We start from the raw sequence: 20,757 nt of genomic DNA on the forward strand, positions 1-20,757 counted from the left end.
TATTTCTACCCGCAGTTATTGCGGAAAGCGGATAGCACTCCACCGCCAATGAAAACCGTGTTTTTCTTGAATTTACCTTGCGGTCGGGCAGACTCTCGGGAAATTTTTAAAAAAAGGACTTCACTAACGAAAGGGAGAATTATAATGAGTATTCCAGGTTTGGTGGTAGGCAGCTTTACCGATTGTCCGGTGCGTAAAATTTCAAGCAACGATTCCAATAAATTCGTGCTGTTATGCGACGGTACGCAGGTTCCGTTTGTTTCCGTTGTGGAGATTTTCGATGAAGGCGGGAAAACGCCGCCGAATGAGCATTCGGAAGCCTATGAATATTTTTACGTGCTGGCAGGTGTCGGCGAAGCGGTTGTTGGCGACACGAAGGTGAGCATCGCGCCGGGTTCCTATTTTATCGTGCCGCCGGGCAACAATCACGAGGTGCATAACACGGGCACGGGCAGACTTTACGTGCTGACAACGATGGTGCCGGACGAGACATTTTCCGATTTGATCAAAAACGGGCCGGAAGCTGCTTTGGATGAAGACGATTTGGCGGTATTGCGGGGTTTGGCATTAAAATAACACAGCAGCACAAAGCAAGGAGTGAGAAGCATGGCCGATTCATGGGGAGCGTTTGTCGTTGAACAAAAGGTGGAGCCGCTTGGCAAAGGTCCGCTTGAAGGGAAGTCGTTTGCGGTCAAAGACGTGTATGCCATCGCCGGTCATATATCGGGGGCGGGCAGTCCGGATTGGCTGCGGACCCATGAGCCTTCGCAGCGGAACGCAGAAAGCGTGGAAAGAGTGCTGCGCGCTGGCGCTTGTTTGACCGGAATCACTCATACGGACGAATTGATGTACAGCTTAAACGGTGAAAATCATCATTACGGCACGCCGGTCAATCCTGCCGCTCCGGACCGCATTCCGGGAGGTTCGTCAAGCGGCTCGGCCGTTGCGGCCGCGGCGGGGCTTGTCGATTTTGCGCTGGGCACGGATACCGGCGGATCGGTGCGGATCCCGTCCTCTTATTGCGGATTGTTCGGATTCCGTCCGACTCATGGCGCGGTCGACATATCCGGAGTGATTCCGCTTGCTCCAAGCTTCGATACAGTGGGCTGGATGTCGCGTGATTTGCGGCTTGTGGTGGATGTGGCGCGGCCGCTGCTGATCTGGAACCGGAGTTCGGCGGAGGCGTTAAGTGGTACGTCAAGCATGCCGACGGCAGCGGCTGCTCCCTCGTTCAAAAAGCTCCTGTTAGGCGCGGATGCTTGGGGGCTGGCCGACGAAGAATGCCAACGCCAGTTGGACGAAGCGTGCGCATCGTTATCCGAGGCGTTATGTTTTACAGCACAAGAAACGGTCGCCGCAGAAGGGCTGGCCGAATGGGTGGATGTGTTCAGAACCATTCAAGCTTTGGAAATATGGAGCCATCATGGAGAGTGGATCCAATCCGTTCAGCCCGCTTTTGGTCCGGGAATCGCCGAACGGTTTGCATGGGCCAAGTCGCTTTATGAAACGAATCCCCACCCTCCGACCGCAAAACGCCATGCGATCTCCAGCAAGCTGGCCGAGCGGCTTAAGGACGATACGCTGCTCGTTATCCCTACCGCACCCGGACCGGCTCCGATCCGCGGGTTGGATGGCGCGAAGCTGGAGCTGCGCCGCGCGCAAACGCTGCAGCTCACCTGCATTGCCGGGCTTTGCGGTTTGCCGCAGCTGACGCTGCCGGCCGGATTTGTCGATGGAGCGCCGGTCGGATTATCGCTGATCGCCGGGCCCGGACAAGATATGCGGCTGCTTGAATTCGCGTTAAGCTGGGCGGAAAACCATCCCGGCATTTTGGCGGGAGCGGCGGCAAAACGTGAAGGGGGGATTGTGCAGTGAAGCTGACAACCATTCAAATCGGGGGGAGCGAGCTGGCAGCCGTTGCCGTGGGTACGGGGCTGATCCCCTTGGATACGGTCAACCGGTTAACCGGTTCGAATTGGGCCGTGGAACTGTTGGAACTGCTGAAGCGGGATCAACTTGCCGGGCTGCAAGCATGGTTTGACGGCGGAGGGAAAGAGCAGTTAGCGGGTGTAGAAGCGATCCCGTACGCCGAAGCTGTGATCGCTCCGCTGTACCGGAATCCGCGTAAAATATGGGGAATCGGCATGAATTACGTGGAAAAAGCCGTCGAGTTGGCATCCACGCCTCCCGACATGGAGCCGATTTGTTTCTTGAAGCCGGATACGAGTTTGATCGGCCCGGGAGATGCGATTGTGCTGCCCGCCATTTCCGAAAGAGTGACGGCCGAAGCGGAGATTGGCATCATCATCGGCAAAACATGCAAGGAGATCAGCGAAGCTGAGGCTCCATTGTATGTTGCCGGCCTAACGCCTACTTTGGACATGACGGCTCAGGATATTCACGCCAAAAACCCGCGTTTTCTCGGGCGCTCCAAATGCTTCGACACGTTTTTCAGCTTTGGTCCCTATCTGGTCACACTCGACGAGGTCGGCCCGCTGGATGCGCTGGTGGTGGAAACCGGACTCAACGGCGAAGTGACCCACCGCAATACGGTGGCCAACATGATTTACCGGCCGTGGTACATCGTCTCGTATTTCTCGCAGATGATGACGCTGCTGCCCGGGGACATCATCATGACCGGCACGCCGGGATCGGCGCTGCTGCGGGATGGGGATGTGGCGGAATGCCGGATCAGCGGCTTCGATACTTTGCTTAATCCGGTGAAGCAATAGCTTCGAGTAAAATATAAATCACACGCTAAAACCGTTCGGACATAGGGCTAGACTATCAAAAAGTTAAGCTCATCCTGCACGAAATGAAAAAAGCACTCCAAAGAGGGAGTGCTTGCTCTGTTTTATTATGTTGTTAGAAGAGCGTGCCAATCCTCTTTAAATCCTAAATACCCCAAATCCACTTCCCGGTATTCCGAGACCAACGCTTCCAAACGTGTAACCCAACTCTGCCATATAATTTTATTTGTCATTAAGTATTTGGTATTAAAAATGATGGCAAAAATCTCATTGCTGCTAATATCCTTTTTTCGATCGATAACTCGAAAGCCTATACGAACAGGCAATTTATAATTAAACAGTCGGCTGTAGTGTGCACAGCGATTTCTTATGATGGTCATTCCATGAAGCCAATTGGATACTTCAAGATAATCAAGGTTACTATAGTAGGTCCTGGTTATGTGTTTCTGGTCAACTTGAAGTAAATTCCTAAAAAGCATAGATAGGTTAGAAAAAGTAAGCACCTCAAATGCAACCCAAATTGGAAATTGATTGTTATATTTTTCGCGATAGTGTATTACGAAGGAGTCTTTAGATTCCTGCAATGAATAGTCGAGTTTGCTTAGGAACGAGTTGTGGTACTCGTGATCTCTGAAGTTTGCAGAATCTCGATAACCGAGGGCTCCATACTTGTGTCCAAGCTCATAACTGATATGAGACCGAAAAGCGATCTCAACATACTCAATTACTTCGGAGAGCAAATTCCGCAACTTGCTGTCAAATTCATAATGCCGATATAACGTTTCAAATGTGGTCCCTTCTTGGAAGATACCGTCTTTTTTAAATGTTAGGGCATACGCGGTAAGCCGAAAATAATTAAGCCGTTTTAAAGCCTCGATTGCTTTTCTTTCATCAAAAACCACAAGCCCGCGAAGGCGAAGAATATCAAGTTGTTCCTGATATGTCTTCGGGTGTTTTAATTCCATGCCAGACAAAGGTTGAATAAGGTTGTCATTCATGAAAAAGACCCCTGAATAAAAAAATGGCTCGCCCGTATTACGCTTGCTTTTTCAAGCAGAGGCTCGGCGAGATCTGTTAATTTCATCATAAGTGGTATCTTACTAGAAGTCAATCCGTTCCATTCTATCCGGCAAGAAATATGCTTTATTCACTTGAAATTTTACCAACCGGAAGGAAAACGGACGCTAGAATCGTATTTATGTTTTAAAGGCCATCTTTTATCGGCAAACATGACTCAAGCAGAAGGCGAAAGATGAAGTTTTCCCTATCCAAGAAAGGAGAATCGATCTATGCCGGAAACACCGTGTTTGTTAATTGACGTTCCTACGATGAATGCGAATATCAGCGCTATGGCTGAAGTAGCCAAGCGCAACCGCGTCGCTTGGAGGCCTCACGCCAAAACGCACAAAATCCCGGACATCGCCAAAGCGCAGCTTATGGCGGGTGCGTCGGGCATTACCGTCGCCAAAATTTCCGAGGCGGAAGTGATGGCGGAGCACGGCATCGAGGATATATTTGTAGCGTATCCGCTTGTTGTTGAAGCCAAAATCGAAAGGGCGGTTCGGCTCAGTCAGCGAATCAGGCTGATTGTCGGAACGGACAGCTTTGAAGGAGCCCGGCGTTTGTCGGAAACGGCGGGAAGACACGATCATGTGCTGCAGGTGCGGCTGGAGATCGACACGGGAATGAAGCGAACCGGCGTCGAATACGACAAGGCGGTTGAGCTGGCGCTGCTGATACACGGACTCCCTAACGTGCGGTTGTCGGGTATTTTTACGTTCCGCGGCGCGATGCTGGACGGCAAACCGACACTTGATCTGGAGAAAGCCGGCAAAGAAGAAGGGGAGCTGATGGTAAGGCTCGCCGAAGCCATGCGGGCGGAAGGCATACCGATCGCCGATGTCAGCGTCGGGTCCACCCCGACGGGGGCATACGCCGCCGAAGTCAAAGGCGTTACGGAAATCCGTCCCGGCACGTTTGTGTTTAACGACCGGATGCAGGCGAAATTTGGCGTTTGCTCTTTGGACGACTGCGCAGCCGTCATTCAGGCAACGGTCGTCAGCCGGCCATCGGAGCGCCATGCGGTGATCGACGGCGGCAGCAAGACGTTCGCCACCGATGTCCAGCCCCATACAAGCCCGCTGAATTTAGTTGGTTTTGGGCATATCCTCGAAGCGCCGGACGCTGTCTTGGAACGCTTCTCGGAAGAACACGGCATTATCCGCTTGGAGCCTCATCATACATTGGCGGTGGGGGACATCGTTCACATTATCCCCAATCACGTATGCAGCACGTTAAATTTGCACAATTATGTATATCTTGTCGACGGTCCGAGCATTGAGAAGGTGGCCGTTCAAGCGCGGGGCATGCTGGAGTAGCAGCGGCCGGGAATGCTTCTATCGTGTATGCTGCCCGCGCAGATCATGCACCCATACCCGAGAAAGCAGGCAATGATTGCCGAAGGCGGAAGTATGGCAGCGCTACCAACGATTCTTGTGCGATATGAGATAGCCGAAAATAAGGGAGGCTGCCCATCATGCTGGATTTGATTATTAAAAATGGGAAGATTGTTGACGGAACCGGAAATCCGTGGTTTTATGGCGATGTCGGCGTAACGGACGGTAAAATCGCCGCAGTCGGGCGTCTTGATATGGAAGCGCATCAAGTTATTGACGCGCAGCGGAAGGTGATTTCTCCGGGGTTTATCGACGGACATTGCCATTCCGATCTGATGATCCTGGATTATCCGCATAGCGAAATCAAGCTGCGCCAAGGGGTGACGGCCGAGGTAATCGGCAACTGCGGCCTGGCTCCGGCGCCGTTAGTGCCCGAGCGGGCCGAGATGTTGAAAACCTATATTCAACCCGTGATCGGCTCGACGTCTTGGAAGTGGCCATGGGAAACGGTCGGCGAATATATGGCGCATGTCGCCGCTTCCCGCCCGTCCGAGCATGTGGCGACTTATGTAGCGCACGGCGCGCTGCGGATCGCCGCAATGGGCTTTGCAAACAGGCAGGCAACGGCTGCCGAGCTTGACCATATGAAGCGGCTGCTGGATGAAGGGATGCAGGCGGGGGCGATCGGTTTTTCCATCGGTCTGCTGTACGCCCCGGGAAGTTATACGTCGAAGGAAGAGCTTGTCGAGTTGTGCCGCGTGCTGCCCAAATACAACGGCTTGTTCTCGACTCATATTCGCGGGGAAGGCAACAATCTGATCGCCTCCGTCAAGGAAGTGATCTGGATCGCGGAGCAGAGCGGCGTTTCGCTGCATGTCAGCCACTTGAAAGCGGCGGGAAAAAGCAACTGGGGCAAGGCGCTGGAGGCGCTGGAGCTGATCGAGGACGCTCGGGCGCGGGGGCTTGACGTGACCTGCGACGTGTACCCGTATTCGGCCGGTTCGACGATGCTCACGACCGTGCTCCCCCCTTGGACACTGGAGGGCGGCATCGCCGCGACGCTGGAACGGTTCCGCAGCCCCGAGCTGCGCCGGCGTGTGAAAGAGGAGCTTGCCGAGGAACAGACGGAATGGGACAACCTGGTCTGCTCCACCGGCTGGGACGCCGTCATTATCTCTTCGGTTAGCCATCCGGAGCATGCCTCGCTGGAAGGGAAATCGATTGCGGAAATCAGCGACATGCGCGGGCGCCATCCCGCCGATTGTGTGATGGACCTGCTGCTGGAGCAGGACGGACAAGTGTCGATCGTGTTTTTTCACATGGCTGACAGTGATGTGGAGCAGGTGGTCGGCTGGGAGAAGTCGCTGATTGCCTCGGACAGCCTGCATTGTGAGACAGGCAAGCCGCATCCGCGGTTGTACGGTTCGTTCCCGCGGCTGTTCGCCCGTTATGTGCGGGAGAAACGGACGTTGTCGCTCGAGCAGGCCGTCCGCAAGGTGACGTCGTTCCCCGTGCAGCGTTTTAAGCTGGGCCGGCGCGGCTTGATTGTGCCCCATTATGCCGCCGATCTGGTTATCTTTGATCCGGCGACGATTTGCGATACCGCGACGTATCAAGATCCGCGCCAATACCCCGAAGGCATTTCGCACGTAGTGGTTGGCGGCAAGATAACGCTGGCGGGTGGCGAGCACACTCATGCGCGGGAAGGAACGTTGATTCGCGCTTGCCATTGCTGCTAGGGGACGGGTGTTCATAAGCCTTAAGATCATTTTAAAAAACGGGGTGTGTATCCGATGTCGAATTTCGAAGCACGACTGAGTGAACTGGGGATTGAGTTGCCCCCGGTGGGAGAGCCGCGGTTTTCCTATATTCCATGCAATCGGACAGGCAATCTGCTTTATTTGTCAGGGCAGGACTGCCGTGTGGACGGTATCCTGATGTACGAAGGAAAAGTGGGCAGCGATCTCACGATCGAGCAGGGGCAGGAAGCGGCGCGTCAAGTGATTGTCAACTGTTTGGCTGTGATGAAAAGTTATCTCGGGGACCTTGACCGCGTGGTGAAAATTGTAAAAATGCTCGCTTTTGTCAACAGCGCGCCGGGTTTCGCTGATCAGCCTTATGTGATCAACGGCGCTTCCAACTTGTTGATCGAAGTTTTCGGAGAAAACGGGCGGCATGCGCGTTCTGCGATTGGCACCAGCGAGCTGCCTTTTCATACGCCGGTGGAGATTGAGCTGATCGTCGAAATTAAAGATTAAGGCACCTGGCGCAAATTGCATATATAGGTTAAAAAGTGAAGCCTGCATGGAGCGTTCCGTGGGGGCTTCGCTTTTTTTATATTATAAAGTTTCTTATCTTTACATATTTATTATATAATAATGTTGACAAAGTATACTGATGAACCTTACTATTCCTTTATGAGTTTATTTCGTGTGACGAATTGAATGAAGGAGTGTGAGGAGCAGTGAAGCCTTTATGGACCGTGCCGTTTGTCGTATTGACCTTATCGACGTTTTTTCTATTTACCGGGTTCTATTTTCTGATTCCCGCGATGCCATTGTACATCAAGCAGCTTGGCGGAAGTGAATCGCAGGTTGGGCTGGTTATGGGTTTGTTTACGATCGCCGCCGTGGTCGTCAGGCCGTTTATCGGAGGCTTGCTGGATCAGGTCGGACGAAAAGTATTTGTCGTCTGGGGGCTTATCTTGTTTGCGCTGCTGATGTACCCCTATACCTGGGTGAGCGGCATCGTATTGCTGTTTGTGCTGCGTATCGTGCATGGGGCCAGTTGGGCCGTCTCCACGACAGCCATCAGCACGGCCGTGACGGATCATATACCGGCCCATCGGCGCGGGGAAGGCATGGGCTGGTTCGGTTTATCCAATACGGCGGCGATGGCGATCGGTCCGCTGCTTGGCGTATGGATGCTGGGCCAATATTCGTTTTCTTCGTTATTCACGCTTGCCGCTGCACTCGCAGTGATCGCATTGTTGGGGGCGGCACTAATGAAGATGCCGTACCAGCCGGCAAAGAGGGGACGAATGGTCTTATTTAATAAAGTGCTGCTGCCGGTGGCTGGGGCCATCTTTTTTATGGCGTTTATATACGGTGGGGTCGCTTCGTTCCTGCCGCTGTTCGCCGAGTCGATCAAAGTCAATTCGGGCACCTTCTTCCTGGTGTACGCGATTTCGCTTGCTGTGGCCCGCATGTTGTCCGGAAGACTGTCCGACCGTTACGGTGAGGTGTATACGATCCTTCCGGGCATTGTACTGACGATTGCGGCCATGGTTGCGTTGGCATTCATTCAATCGGTGGCAGGCATCGTATTGGCCGCCGTGCTGTTTGGGCTCGGATTCGGCTCGGCGCAGCCGGCGCTGCAGGCGATGATGCTGCGTTTGGTAGGTCCCGATCAGCGCGGTATGGCCAATGCTTCGTTTGCCACGGCATTTGATCTGGGCATCGGCATCGGATCGATCGTACTTGGCTGGATTTCGCAGATGTTTGGGTTCACGGCGTTGTTTGCTGCGGGGGCCATTTCCGGAGCCATCGCTTTGCTGGTCTACATCTTTTCCGCCAGGAAAGCTCAACCTGCAAGCGGCAGCGTGAATGTTTGATGTTTCGCAAAAAAGACCGATCGCTCTATCGGTGGCCACTGAAAAAGTGAAAGCTGCATGAGCGAATCATGCTTCCGATCGCCAATTGTCCCCGAAATTCTTGAATGTGCCTGCTTGCGGCAGGTGAAATTCGGGGACAAAAGCGAACGCTGGCGCTTCTCCAGCATGATTTCGCTCACTCCGCTTCTTTTTCAGTGGCCTCTCTACGAGGCGTCTCGGTCTTTTTAAATGATGCCGTATGCGGCAGCAGCTCATGTTGCCAAAGCGTCCTGCTTGTTCATATCCCGGTCTTTATGGCGGTAAACCAGCAAAATCACCGAAATCAGGATAAGGCACAGACTTCCGCATGCGACAAAAGCGCCATCCGCCCCAAACCGGTCTGCGGCGATGCCGGCGAACAGATTGCCAAGCGGGGTCGATCCGGCAAATACCAGGGTGTAGATGCTCATGACCCGCGACCTGTATTCGTCCTTCGTGTTGAGCTGCAAAGTCGAGTTGCAGTTGGTCGAGAATAAAATGTTGCAAAGTCCGTTTAAGGCCAGCAGCAAGCCGGTCAGCCACAGCACGTTGTTGAGTCCGTTGCCGATCAAAAACACGGAGATAAGGTAAGCGCCGGATACGATAAGCGCCAGCTTTGGCCCCTGCTTGCTTCTGACCGACATGGCGAGCGCTCCGATTAATGAACCTACGCCAAGACAGGACATCAGCACGCCGTACGTCTTCTCCTGCATGTGCAGCACGGATTTCGTGAACACCGGGATCAGCACGGCAAAATTAAAGCCGAAGGTGCCGATCACCGCGACAAGCAAAATGGTTTTGGCCAGCAGCGGATCCCGCGCGATATACAGGAAACCGTCTTTGATTTCCTTAAATACGCCGGTATTTGCTTTTTTCTTGCGGACATAAGCGACAGGTTTAATTTGCAGCAGACCATATATCACAGCGATAAAGCTCAGCCCGTTCAGTAGAAAACACCACGCCGCTCCAAAATAAGCCATCATGCCCGCCCCGATCGCCGGACCGACAATGCGGGCCAGATTGAAGGTCATCGAATTTAGGGCAACCGCGTTAAGCAGGTCTTCCTTACCGACGACTTCGATATTAAACGATTGCCGCGTAGGCAGGTCAAAGGCATTAATCGTGCCCAGCAGGAAAGCCATCACGAGAATGTAGCCGTACTGCACCGTACCGGTAAAGACAAGCGCGGACAAAATGAACGCCAGCAGCATAAAAGCGGTCTGCGTAATGAGCAGCACCGTCTTTTTGGGGAATTTGTCAATGATCGTTCCGGCAAATAAGGAAAAACACGTAACCGGCAAAAACTGCACAGTTCCGACAAGCCCCAGCAAAAAAGGCGATCCGGTCATGGTCAGAACAAGCCATGATTGACCGATATTTTGCATCCACGTGCCGACCAGAGATACACATTGTCCCAGCCAGAAGTAACGGTAGTTTTTATGCGTCAAAGCGTGAAAGTGATTTTGGATAAGACGTTCGCCCGCACCGAGTACATTCAAGGTTTTCACCAGCCTAACGATAGATAAGGTTTTATGCCGACTTAAGTATAGTAGAGGATGGCAGGATCCGCAAGTATTTAGTGAGACGAAATATAGAGCTGCTTGTTTTTTAGTTATGAACCACGCCGGTGTGATTAAGATTACATTTATATGCCCCGGACGTGCTATAATGGAGGGAGACCACAGGAAGGGAAGATGATGATCATGTTCTGCAAAAACTTGCTGTTAGCCTACGACGGCTCGGAGCACGCCAAACAAGCGCTGCAAAACGTCAAGGAGCTGGGCGGTCTGATTTCCGGACTTAAGGTGCATGTGCTGTATGCAGCTCCTTTCCCCACGACGACGGTGGCTTCATCTTATTACGCAATTGCCGACGAGGAACGCTCATTTCGCGTTCAGCAAGGCGAGAAGGCAGTAGCCGAGGCAGCCGAAGCGCTGCAAAGTCATGCTGAAGTGATTACCCACGTAGAGGAAGGTATTATCGGCGAAACAATCGTAGAATATGCAAACGAACACGGGTGCGATCTTATTGTTATCGGCAGCCGCGGACTGAGCGGTATTAAAGAATTGGTGCTTGGCAGCGTGAGCCACTATGTCGCTCAGCATGCGTCCATGCCGGTTCTGATTGTAAAATAACAAAATCACGTTTAGGTGAGGGCCTTGCCGCGGATGATTCCGGGGCAGGGCTATTTTTGTGCAGCCGAACAATCGGGATGGACCAAACCGCCTTTAAGGCAGTATGCTGTTGATATAAGGGCCGTCGGTGGTCTCCGATTGCCGCCAATGCGAAATCGCTTGGTGCTTGCTGGAATGGAGCGTGCCGGATGGCAAAGTTTGAATGATGCATAAGGCGACTGACGATATACTGCCGGAGATAAAGGAGGAAATCTGTTATGGAACCGCAAGAGGAAAAGGAACCGATTACGGATACTGCGCTGGACGAAATCGAAGACGACGAGGATGATGACCGCTGGCGCCCGCCCGGTGAAAGCGCTGGGCGGCGAAGCCGGGATCACGCATTGGGCCGGAACGGAAACAAACGTTAGGGCGTGTCGCGACGATTTTTTAAATTCATGATTCGCTGATGCTGCAAAGACGTATACGGATCGGAGTGCCGGATAGGATCGACGTTACCACTCTCGTGATTTTTAGATCGGTGAAGCAAGGATTAATAAACGGCTGAAGCGAATTGTGCTTGCTTTACGGAGAACAATTTCCGTCGTAGCGAAGCGCATTTTCCGCAATTAAGCTACCTTAAGGGCATGGATCCGGTATTGTATCGGGCTCATGCCTTTTCATTTCACCTTTATACGATTGCCGTGACAGTTTATGGTTCTTATCGTTGTGGTTCTTGCTTTTCCCGCGGCAGGGACAAAGGTGTGCCCGCAGTTGATTTTGCAGTTATAGCCGGGATACAAATATCCGATGTAATATAATGGATAAGCGTAAGCGAGACACACACCCGTTTGGGAAAATGAAAGTCAGCGCATACGTGTTGTAGCCGTGTTTTAAGACGATACATTTTTCTCCGAATGGGAATGGAGGGCGGGGGCCGATGAGGTTCAAGAAAAACATATTTACGAAAATGAATGCGGTGATTTTCATTTTTCTTATTCCGATTTTATTGCTGTACGGCATATCCAACCAGGCCAGCGTTCATGTGGTCGAGTCGCTTCTGCAGAAGGAAAACAGCAATCAGCTGGAGTTTTTCCGCACACAGATGGATACGATGGCCTACAGTCTAGCGATGAATACGGTTACATTATCGCGTGATCCGACCGTCATGGAGATGGAAAAAATGATGTACATCTATGACGAGCAAAAGGTGACCCAGCTCAGCGCTACCGTGCAGGAGAAGCTGAATTTGCAAAGCTCGGCCAGCAGCTGGTACAACGAGATCAGCTTGAATTTTCCGTCCGTGCAAAGAAAGCTGTCTACGGGCGTCACGCCAAGTGAATACGACTATCAGCAGCTCGACCATCATTCGCGTGGTGCCGGATGGGTATATATGGCCGACCCCGGCCGGATCGGCTCTTCCAAATTCGTATATTACGCAGGAGGACCGTTTAATGAAAAAGGGCAAATTGACGAAAGCATCGTTATTGTGGAGACGGCTTTTTACGAGAAAAGTCTGGCTTCGATGCTGGACCAGCTGAAGTCGGGCGGCAAGGGCGATCCGTTTATGGTGGGTTCGGACCTCCAGATCATCTACAACCGAACGTCCGATCCGGGAAGAACCGGCGAAGTTGTGAAAGCGATCAGCCCCGAGATGCGGGGGGAAAGCGGGACGATTCAAACAAAAATTGACGGCAAGCCGTATTTGATTAACTTCGTATATTCCCAGCCGCTGGGGTTTACTATTGTCGATTACACGCCGATGCAGCAAATATTGCTGCCGATCACAACAAGCCGCAATTTGTTCTACGGTTGTATCGCTTTGCTGCTCGTCGTCGGGTTTACGGCCTCCTATCTGCTGTACAAACATGTGCAGCTGCCGCTGCAAGCGTTAATCGGCGTGCTCAAAAGGTTTCAGAACGGCGATTTTGGCGTACGGCTTCACAGGTGGTTTCATAACGAATTCGACTTTGTTGTTGTCCGTTTTAACGATATGGCGGAGCAGATCCAGCATCTTTTTGAAAACGTATACGAAGAGCAGAACCGCTCCCGGCTTGCGACTTTAAAGATGCTGCAAGCCCAAATCAATCCGCATTTTCTGTACAATTGTCTCAACTTTATTATCAGCTCGGCCAACCTCGGCCGGCATGAGCCGGTTATCGCCATGGCTTATAATTTAAGCGATTATTACCGGTATATGACAAGGCTGGAGGATCAAACAGTCCGCCTTCGCGACGAGCTGCGCATTGTGCGCAATTATTTGGACATTCACAAGCTGAGGCTGCAGCGGATTGAATTCGATATCGAGGTGCCCGAAGAGATGCTGGACATTGCGCTGCCGCGCCTTTTGATCCAGCCGATTGTAGAGAATGCCGTCGTCCACGGCATCGAGCCCAAAATGGGAGGCGGACGGATCGCCATCCGAGGACAGTTGAACGGGGACGGCGCTTGGCTCACGATTGAGGACAACGGAGTAGGAATGTCCGGCGATCAGCTCCGCCAGCTGCAAGAGCGGTTGAACCGGCCGATGGACGGGGAGATCGGCTGCGGCATGTGGAACGTCAACCAACGGTTGAAGCATTGGTTCGGCGATACCGCCGGTTTGGAATTTACGGTGCCGCAGGCGTCATCGGGATTGCGCATCGTCATGTATTGGAGAGGAGATTACGCAAATGGTACGTTTATTGCTGGTTGACGATGAACCTGTGATTTTGGAGGATCTTGCTGCGTTTCTGGGCGACATGCCGGGGATCGAGAACATCCATACGGCGGGTTCCGGTCTGGAGGCCGTGGAGAAAATCGAGCAGCATCCGTTTGATATTATCGTAACCGATATCCGCATGCCCGGCATGTCCGGCCTCGAGTTGTGCGAGTACACAAGAGAGAACTGGAAGATGACCGAGTGCATTTTGCTATCCGGCTATGCCGAATTCGAATACGCCCAGAAGGCGCTCCAAACCAAGGCTGCCGCCTACCTGCTCAAGCCCGTCAAAAAAGACGAGCTGCTGGATACCATTGTGCAAGTAGCGGAGACGGTGCAAGGGAAATGGCGGGACATCGGCTCACGGCGAAAAACGGAGCAGACGCTGCGCTCCCATCTATCACTGCTTAGAGCCAACTTTTTGCGGGAACTGCTGCGCGGAGAACGGATGGCCCGCGAGAAGCTGATTGAAGAGCTGGACAAATTCGAGCTTCCCTTTACCATAGGCGGGCAGACGGCGATGATGCTGCTTCGGGTGGAGAACCGTTTCCTCGAATATGACGAGCAGAGCATCTTGTTGTTTGAATTCGCCGTCATTAATATCGCTGAAGAAGTGTTCGGCGAATATTTTGACATATGGACCTGCAAAGATGAATTTCAGTATTTGACGTTTTTAATGAAAATGAAACCTGCTGTCCCGGAACCGGTTTCCGGCAAAAAGCTGCTGGAGCGGCTGGCATGCCAGCTGCAAATTCACGTCTCGACGTATTTGGGCGGCAAGGTGTCGGCACTGGTCTGCGACTTCGAACCTTTTCCGGAGCGGCTGGCGGAGTTGTATCAGAAATCGCTGCAGCTGCTGCGCAGACTTCCCGTCAGCGAGCAGGAGCACCTGATCCGGTTGTGGGACCAGCCGCCGCAGACGCCGGTCCGGTCGCTTCAGCGGCTGTATGAACCGCCGACAGTGCTGCAGCTGATGGAGGCGGGCCGCTGGCAGGAAGCGGACGACAGGCTGGCTTACGTATTCGCCGAGCTAAGCGAGCAAGGACTGGATACGTCCGAGCATTTGACGGAGGTGTTTTTTGCCTTGTCGAATGCGTTCTCCTGCATTGTTCATATGAACGGCCTGCAGTTGGCGGATGTCTCGGTCTCGGAGGAGTACGCGGGCATGAACCGTCCGATGCTGCGATCGGCGAATCAGCTCCATGGGTGGTCTTCGCGTATGCTGCGCCGGATCGAAGCGCGCCTCGTGAGTGAGATGAAGCAAACGCACGGCACGTTTGTGCAGCAGGTGCACCGGTATATTGAGCGGCATTTGTCCGAGGACGTTTCGCTGCAGGCGCTCGGCGGGCATATGCAGCTGCATCCGGCCTATATTTCAGCGATGTATAAGCAGGAAACGGGTGAAAATGTGAGCGAGTACATATACCGCTACCGGATGGAAAAAGCACGGTATTTATTGAAAAACAGCAAAGCGAAAGTATATGAAATCGCCGCGCAGCTCGGCTACCAGTACACCCCTTATTTTACGAAGCTGTTCAAAAGCCATTTCGGCATGACGCCGCAGGAATATCGCGAGTGTATAGCCCCCTAAATCCCCCACGGGGGGACCCCAGGCGCTGCGCCCTGGACCAGCCATCGGTGGAGGGGGGGATGTGCCTCGGGCTTCGCGCCTTCGGAGCGCCTGCCATCGCTGCGCTTGGCATTGTCGCACCAGCGCTTACTACGGCGCGACTGACTGCCTCGGGCCCGCGTCCAACGGTTGTCATCCTGAATCTACTCGCATCATTAACCATGACAACATTGGACTGACCGGGACGGACTCCCGGGACATTAAAAAGTTCCACTACTTTCTAAAGAAATCATCCGTATTCCGCCGATGCCGTCTCCTATACACTGATAAGTGGCGCCGGATATAACAAGGGAGGAAGCATAATGAGAAGAATATGGTCGGGTTTGACGGCAGGTGTTCTTGCCGTGTCGGTCATCGGCTGTTCAAGCGCAAGCGACAAGGGGGCGGCCCCTGCGGTAAGCAAGGACGCCAAGCCGGGGGATGCGAAAGTAACGGAAATTACGATGATGTCTCAGGGCTCATGGGACAAAAACGGGCTGCAGGACGTGGTTGCCGGTTTCGAGAAGGAAAATCCGGGAATTAAGGTCAAGCTGGAGAGTTACCCGTTCCGCCAGCTGTTTGAGACAATCGAAGTCAAGCTTGGATCGAAATCAAAAGATTACGATGTGTTTGCGGTAGACGGTCCGCTGGTCGCCAATTATACGGTCAAAGGCTACTTGGAGCCGCTTGAGAATTATTTTCCGGCCAGCGAATGGAAGACCAAATGGATTGAATCTTCGATTAATGCGGGATCGGTCAACGGCAAGCTGATGGCCGCGCCTATGAACACATCAACGCAGGTGCTGTTTTACAACAAAGACATTTTTGCGCAAAAAGGAGTCACGCCTCCCGACTTCGATATTCAGAAGCGATGGACTTGGGAGCAGGTGGTCGATGCCGCTAAGAAGCTGACGTACGATACAAACGGCGACGGGCAAAACGACGTGTTTGGCTTCAGCTTCGACCAAATCAGCCGTGCTTACCAGACGCTGGCTTTATCGGAAAGTTTAGGGGCCAAGACAATCGACGAAAAAGGTTTAAAAACGACGGGTTTCATCAATTCCGACAAATCGGTTCAGGCTGCAAAATTTTATTACGATATGTTCAACACCTGGAAAATCAGCCCGAAGATTTCCCCGGACGAATCCAAGGAATATTTCAAATCCGGTAAAATCGCGATGTTTGTCGGCGGAACGTGGAATACGGTGCAGTTTACGGACGCGAAGGTGAATTACGGGATCGCCCCCCATCCGTACTTCAGCGGGCAAAATATCGTGACACCTACGGGAAGCTGGCATCTGGGCATCAACAAATATTCGGAGAAAAAAGAGGCTGCGGCCAAGTTTATCCGCTATTTGACGGTCGGCGAAGGCGCGAAAATCTGGTTTAACGGCAATCACGATCTGCCGTCCAACGTCGATATTCTGAAAATGATCGATACCGATAAAAAATTCGACGAATTCCCGAACAACGTGTACCGTATCGCTACCTACGAAGCTCAGAAAACGGCCGTTCCAAGACCGCTAACTCCCGGATATTTGGATTGGGAAACGCTGTACAATAAAGCGTTTGAGGATATTAAAAACGGCACCGATCCCAAGAAGGCGCTTGACGAAGCGGCTTCGCAAATGGACCGTCAGCTGAAGAAATATGAAAGCGTAGTGAAGTAAATTCGACATCGGAAGGGGAGCGCTTATGATCAGAGCCAAATACGCGCCCTACTTGTTTTTATTGCCCGCAGTGGCCCTGCTCATCATTTTTAAGGTGTATCCGATCGCTTTAGGGCTGAAAAACAGCCTGTTTGCACCGGGGTTTATCGCCGATCAGCCGACTTTCGTCGGCATCGACAATTATACGTATCTGTTTTCCGATAGCGTGTTCTGGAAATCGGTATATGCGACTTTGTTTTTTAATGTGTTCGTCAACCCGCTGCAGATCGTGCTCGCTTTCCTGCTTGCGCTTCTGCTGAATTCCAAGATCAAAGGCGTCAACCTGTTCAGGAGCCTGAATCTGGTGCCAATCGCCGTTTCTCTCCCGATCGCCTGCGTGTTGTGGAGCATTATGCTGAACCCTGAGCAGGGCGTCGTCAACTCGCTATTGGTCGCGCTTGGCCAGTCGCAGCAGCCTTTTCTGACCAGTAAAGATCAGGCGATGTGGGTGATTATGGCGATTGCCACTTGGAAAGGCGTCGGTTATTGGGCGGTGTTCCTGCTGGCCGGGCTGCAGGAGGTGCCCGCCAGCTTATATGAGGCGGCCGATATCGACGGGGCCGGGAAATGGCAGCAATTCCGCAACATCACGTTTCCGCTGATGAAGCGGCCGCTGACTTTTGTGACGGTGGCGGATACGGTGACGAACTTCCTGCTGTTTGCGCCAATGTACATTTTGACCAAGGGGGGGCCGGAGAACAGCACCAACGTGCTGATGCAGGAAAGCTTTAGCAGCGCGTTTGTATACTCCGACCCCGGCAGAGCTTCGGCTATCGTGATCTTGCTGCTGATTCTCATTTTATGCATCATCGGCATCCAGTTCCGCTTGCTGCGGTCGTCGGTTTAGAAAGGGGCGAACCGAGTGACAACAAAACCAGCAGCCAAATCGGCTATGTACGTGACACAAATTGTCGTCGTCTTTCTGATAATTTTTCCTTTGTTTTTTGCCGTCGTGTCTTCCTTGCGGCCTTTGCACGACATTTATAAATACGTATCTCCGGTCACTTGGCAAACGTTTTGGCCGACTCATTTTACGTTGGAGGCTTACGTCAATCTGTTTGTCAAAAGGAACTTTGGCAAAGTGCTGTATAACACGTTTTTTGTTGCTATGGTTACGGTAGGGTTCGGCATATGGTTTGGCTCGATGGCCGCTTTTGCTTTTGCGAAGTTCCGTTTCAGAGGGCAGCATGCGCTGTTTGTTCTGGTGCTGCTGACCTTTATGATTCCGTTCGAGGTAATCGCCATCCCGCTTTACGGGCTGGTCAACCAGCTTGGCTGGATCGACACCTATTACGGGCTGATTGTGCCGGCGGTCGCCAATGGGCTTGTGATCTTTTTATACAGGCAGTTTTTTCTCGATTTGCCGGACGCTTTGATTGAATCTGCAAGGGTGGATGGAGGGTCATGGTGGAAAATATACGCCTCCGTCATCATGCCGTTGTGCAGGCCCGTTACCGTCAGCGCCGGGTTGATGCTGTTCATCTCCCAATGGGAATCGTTTATGTGGCCGCTAATCACGACCCGTTCCAAAGATTACAAGGTGATTCAAGTAGCGCTGAGCGATTTTACGACCGAATTCGCCACGATCTGGAACGAGTTGTATGCGGGTTCCATTATCGCCGTCATCATTCCCGTTCTGCTGCTGCTGCCTCTTCAGCGCTATTTTATTCAAGGGGTTACGGGTACGGGCATTAAAGAATAAAAAACGGAGTCTGTGGGGCGAATGGTTGCTCGCGAAAACAGAGTCCCTGACAAGGAGCGAATTGATATGAACTATCCTGCGTTATCGCCGGAACAATTACTGCAAAGGCTCGAACCTCCGAAAGGCAAAGTGCGTATGGTGCTCGATACGGACACTTTTAACGAAATCGACGACCAATTTGCGGTCATTTACGCTATGCAGTCCAAGGACAAGATGGAGATCGAAGCTTTTTATGCCGCTCCTTTCTACAATCACTTATCTTCGGGTCCAAAAGACGGCATGGAGAAGAGTTACGATGAGCTTCTGAAAATTATGAAGGTGATGGGCAAGGACGGGGCTTATCCGATATATCGCGGTTCGGAAGCGTATTTGCCGGGTCCCCATACGCCGGTGGACAGCGAGGCTGCACGCGATTTGGTGAAGCGGGCGATGGCGTCGCCTGACGACGACCCGCTGTACGTTGTTGCAATCGGAGCGATCACCAATGTAGCTTCAGCTATTTTGCTGGAGCCGAAAATTATCGAAAAGATCGTTGTCGTCTGGCTCGGAGGTCATGCGCTCCATTGGCCGAATACGAAGGAGTTTAATTTGTACCAGGATCTTCATGCATCCCGCATCGTGTTGGACAGCGGCGTACCACTTGTGCTTATTCCGTGTAAGGGGGTCTCCTCGCATCTGATCACCACATTGGCGGAAGTGGAGGCCCATGTGAAGGACAAGGGCGAAATGGGTCATTATTTATACGAGACTTATAAAGGCTGCAGCGAAGACCACTATGGTTATTCACGCGTCATTTGGGATATTTCCACCATCGCGTATTTGAACGACGAGCGTTGGACGCCAAGCTCGCTTATGCACAGTCCGCTGCTTTCCGAGGATTTCAGATGGAGCTTCGACTCATCCCGGCATTTCATCCGTTATGTGTGGAACATCAACAGAGACAGCGTGTTTAAGGATTTGTTCAATAAGCTTTGATTTATGTAAGTTGAACCGGCTCCAACTCATCTGAATGCGAGTTCATCTCCAGCGTGTTTTCGTTCAACTTACATAGCTCGGATTACGTAAATTGTGGTGTAAGGAAGTTAAATCGTTATTTAAAAAAAGGAGACTGGCCGGTGCGGCATTGCCCGGTTCAGTCTCTTTTTTTTGCTTATATAGCGTACGGACGCCACGGATGCTTCGGCTGAGGTTGCAGCCATCATGCGCCGTTGCACCTCGCGCTGGGAGCTGCGCGAGGTGCCGAAAGTATCAAACTGATTTTTTGCGGTTTCATACTATATAAGTTGAACAAAAGAACATCAGGGAAAAACCGGAGTGCAGTGGAGAAAGGGAATTGCCTTGCAGGCGAGTTTTGGCTTTGAATTCCTACCATCCGCAGGCCCATTTAATAAAAGGAATTCAAAACAAGTTGTTTGAGCCGGCAAGGCAATCCCTTTCGGAATGGAACGGGCTTCCAAAACATGTGTTCAACTTATATAGCAGCAAAAGCGTGCTTTGCATGGTTTGGTCAGCCGTAGCAGTAAAATTGGCTGATTTGATTTAAATCGATTCCGAAGTATACCCAGGAACCAACCGGTCCAAATCCAAGCCAGCGGTAGCCGGATATCGAATGGCGGCTTACGTTGGTCAAATATACCCAGTAGCTTTGGCCGTTATTTTGCCAAATGTAGACGTAGCGGTACAAGCAGCCTTGGATGCTGCCCGGGCTGATCGCCAGCGCTCCCGGCCCGGCGCCGTATGTCGCTTGAGTCGGCGTAAAGCTGGGGGGCGGTCCTTGCGGCGGCCCTCCGGCTGGTCCTCCGGGAGGCGGTGGAGGCGGAAATCCGCCCGGTGCGGGTCCCCCGGCAGGAGGTGGTGGAGGCGGAAATCCACCCGGTGCGGGTCCCCCGCCTCCGGGAAACGGACCCGGAGGATAAGACCATGGAGGCGCCATCGGTGCAGCGGAAGGCGATGCCCCCTGTTGGCCCGGTGGGAAAGTCCCCATTTGCGAGTCCGGCCCGGAGATGGTACCCGGCAGCGTGCCTTGCCATGCGCCAGGTACGCCCGAAAAGCTGCGGTACGGGGACGCGTAATAATAAACTGGATACATGACGGTCAACTCCTAAAAGTTTTTGCGCCAGCAAAAACTGGCATCGAAAGCATAAA

Annotated in this window: 19 protein-coding genes; 15 read left to right on the plus strand and 4 right to left on the minus strand. The window is 52.5% G+C overall.

The window, feature by feature from the left end; all coding sequences use genetic code 11:
• The first annotated feature begins 144 nt into the window (after nt 1-144).
• From EYB31_RS32630 to EYB31_RS32640, 3 genes are read left to right on the plus strand one after another with little or no spacing between them, the layout of a single operon-like run.
• Nucleotides 145-576 (plus strand): cupin domain-containing protein, encoded by a 432-nt coding sequence (locus tag EYB31_RS32630; RefSeq protein WP_131017693.1) that lies wholly within the window; start codon nt 145-147, stop codon nt 574-576.
• Between the two features lie 30 nt (nt 577-606).
• A complete protein-coding gene (locus EYB31_RS32635; protein WP_131017694.1) occupies nt 607-1,875 on the plus strand; it encodes an amidase in 1,269 nt (422 codons plus the stop codon).
• A complete protein-coding gene (locus EYB31_RS32640) occupies nt 1,872-2,732 on the plus strand; it encodes a fumarylacetoacetate hydrolase family protein (RefSeq protein ID WP_131017695.1) in 861 nt (286 codons plus the stop codon). The genes EYB31_RS32635 and EYB31_RS32640 overlap by 4 nt, the downstream gene beginning before the upstream one ends.
• Nucleotides 2,733-2,857: 125 nt before the next feature.
• On the opposite strand, the gene EYB31_RS32645 is transcribed toward EYB31_RS32640, so the two are convergent.
• Nucleotides 2,858-3,748 (minus strand): Abi family protein, encoded by an 891-nt coding sequence (locus EYB31_RS32645; protein WP_131017696.1) that lies wholly within the window; start codon nt 3,746-3,748, stop codon nt 2,858-2,860.
• Nucleotides 3,749-4,039: 291 nt separating this feature from the next.
• Between EYB31_RS32645 and EYB31_RS32650 the strand changes: the two genes are divergently transcribed.
• The 4 genes from EYB31_RS32650 to EYB31_RS32665 all read left to right on the plus strand — a co-directional run bounded on the left by EYB31_RS32650 (nt 4,040) and on the right by EYB31_RS32665 (nt 8,759).
• Nucleotides 4,040-5,128, plus strand: coding sequence for an alanine racemase (locus EYB31_RS32650; RefSeq protein ID WP_131017697.1), 1,089 nt, complete (start codon nt 4,040-4,042; stop codon nt 5,126-5,128).
• 158 nt (nt 5,129-5,286) lie between these two features.
• Entirely contained in the window at nt 5,287-6,885 is a 1,599-nt protein-coding gene (locus tag EYB31_RS32655; RefSeq protein WP_131017698.1) for an N-acyl-D-amino-acid deacylase family protein, read from the plus strand.
• Between the two features lie 54 nt (nt 6,886-6,939).
• Nucleotides 6,940-7,404: a RidA family protein gene (locus tag EYB31_RS32660; protein WP_131017699.1), complete on the plus strand. Its 465-nt coding sequence runs from the start codon at nt 6,940-6,942 to the stop codon at nt 7,402-7,404.
• 206 nt (nt 7,405-7,610) lie between these two features.
• On the plus strand, nt 7,611-8,759 hold the full coding sequence (locus EYB31_RS32665; RefSeq protein WP_131017700.1) for an MFS transporter: 1,149 nt from the start codon (nt 7,611-7,613) through the stop codon (nt 8,757-8,759).
• On the opposite strand, the gene EYB31_RS40465 is transcribed toward EYB31_RS32665, so the two are convergent.
• Nucleotides 8,729-8,938 carry a hypothetical protein gene (locus EYB31_RS40465; RefSeq protein ID WP_165452735.1) on the minus strand — a complete coding sequence of 70 codons (210 nt, stop codon included), beginning with the start codon at nt 8,936-8,938 and terminating at the stop codon, nt 8,729-8,731. The two genes, EYB31_RS32665 and EYB31_RS40465, sit on opposite strands and share 31 nt — an antisense overlap.
• Before the next feature lie 72 nt (nt 8,939-9,010).
• Nucleotides 9,011-10,276 (minus strand): MFS transporter, encoded by a 1,266-nt coding sequence (locus EYB31_RS32670; protein ID WP_131017701.1) that lies wholly within the window; start codon nt 10,274-10,276, stop codon nt 9,011-9,013.
• Between the two features lie 195 nt (nt 10,277-10,471).
• On the opposite strand from EYB31_RS32670, the gene EYB31_RS32675 reads away from it, so the two are divergent.
• The 8 genes from EYB31_RS32675 (at nt 10,472) to EYB31_RS32705 (ending at nt 19,587) form a co-directional block, all read left to right on the plus strand.
• Nucleotides 10,472-10,912, plus strand: coding sequence for a universal stress protein (locus EYB31_RS32675; protein WP_165452736.1), 441 nt, complete (start codon nt 10,472-10,474; stop codon nt 10,910-10,912).
• A gap of 257 nt (nt 10,913-11,169) precedes the next feature.
• The gene (locus tag EYB31_RS40470) at nt 11,170-11,322 is read left to right on the plus strand and encodes a hypothetical protein (protein ID WP_165452737.1); all 153 of its coding nucleotides are present in this window, start codon (nt 11,170-11,172) and stop codon (nt 11,320-11,322) included.
• A 509-nt stretch (nt 11,323-11,831) separates the two neighbouring features.
• On the plus strand, nt 11,832-13,586 hold the full coding sequence (locus EYB31_RS32680; protein WP_131017703.1) for a histidine kinase: 1,755 nt from the start codon (nt 11,832-11,834) through the stop codon (nt 13,584-13,586).
• Entirely contained in the window at nt 13,564-15,183 is a 1,620-nt protein-coding gene (locus tag EYB31_RS32685) for a response regulator (protein ID WP_131017704.1), read from the plus strand. The genes EYB31_RS32680 and EYB31_RS32685 overlap by 23 nt, the downstream gene beginning before the upstream one ends.
• A 341-nt stretch (nt 15,184-15,524) precedes the next feature.
• Nucleotides 15,525-16,871, plus strand: a complete 1,347-nt coding sequence (locus EYB31_RS32690; protein WP_131017705.1) for an ABC transporter substrate-binding protein — start codon at nt 15,525-15,527, stop codon at nt 16,869-16,871.
• 25 nt (nt 16,872-16,896) lie between these two features.
• Nucleotides 16,897-17,757: a carbohydrate ABC transporter permease gene (locus tag EYB31_RS32695; protein WP_131017706.1), complete on the plus strand. Its 861-nt coding sequence runs from the start codon at nt 16,897-16,899 to the stop codon at nt 17,755-17,757.
• 15 nt (nt 17,758-17,772) lie between these two features.
• On the plus strand, nt 17,773-18,612 hold the full coding sequence (locus EYB31_RS32700; RefSeq protein WP_240763124.1) for a carbohydrate ABC transporter permease: 840 nt from the start codon (nt 17,773-17,775) through the stop codon (nt 18,610-18,612).
• Between the two features lie 66 nt (nt 18,613-18,678).
• Nucleotides 18,679-19,587, plus strand: a complete 909-nt coding sequence (locus EYB31_RS32705; RefSeq protein ID WP_131017707.1) for a nucleoside hydrolase — start codon at nt 18,679-18,681, stop codon at nt 19,585-19,587.
• Nucleotides 19,588-20,119: 532 nt separating this feature from the next.
• Here EYB31_RS32705 and EYB31_RS32710 read toward each other — a convergent pair.
• On the minus strand, nt 20,120-20,701 hold the full coding sequence (locus EYB31_RS32710) for a hypothetical protein (RefSeq protein WP_131017708.1): 582 nt from the start codon (nt 20,699-20,701) through the stop codon (nt 20,120-20,122).
• Between the last annotated feature and the right edge of the window lie 56 nt (nt 20,702-20,757).

The sequence above is a fragment of the Paenibacillus thalictri genome, from assembly GCF_004307995.1.
GTDB classification, from domain to species: Bacteria; Bacillota; Bacilli; order Paenibacillales; family NBRC-103111; genus Paenibacillus_AF; species Paenibacillus_AF thalictri.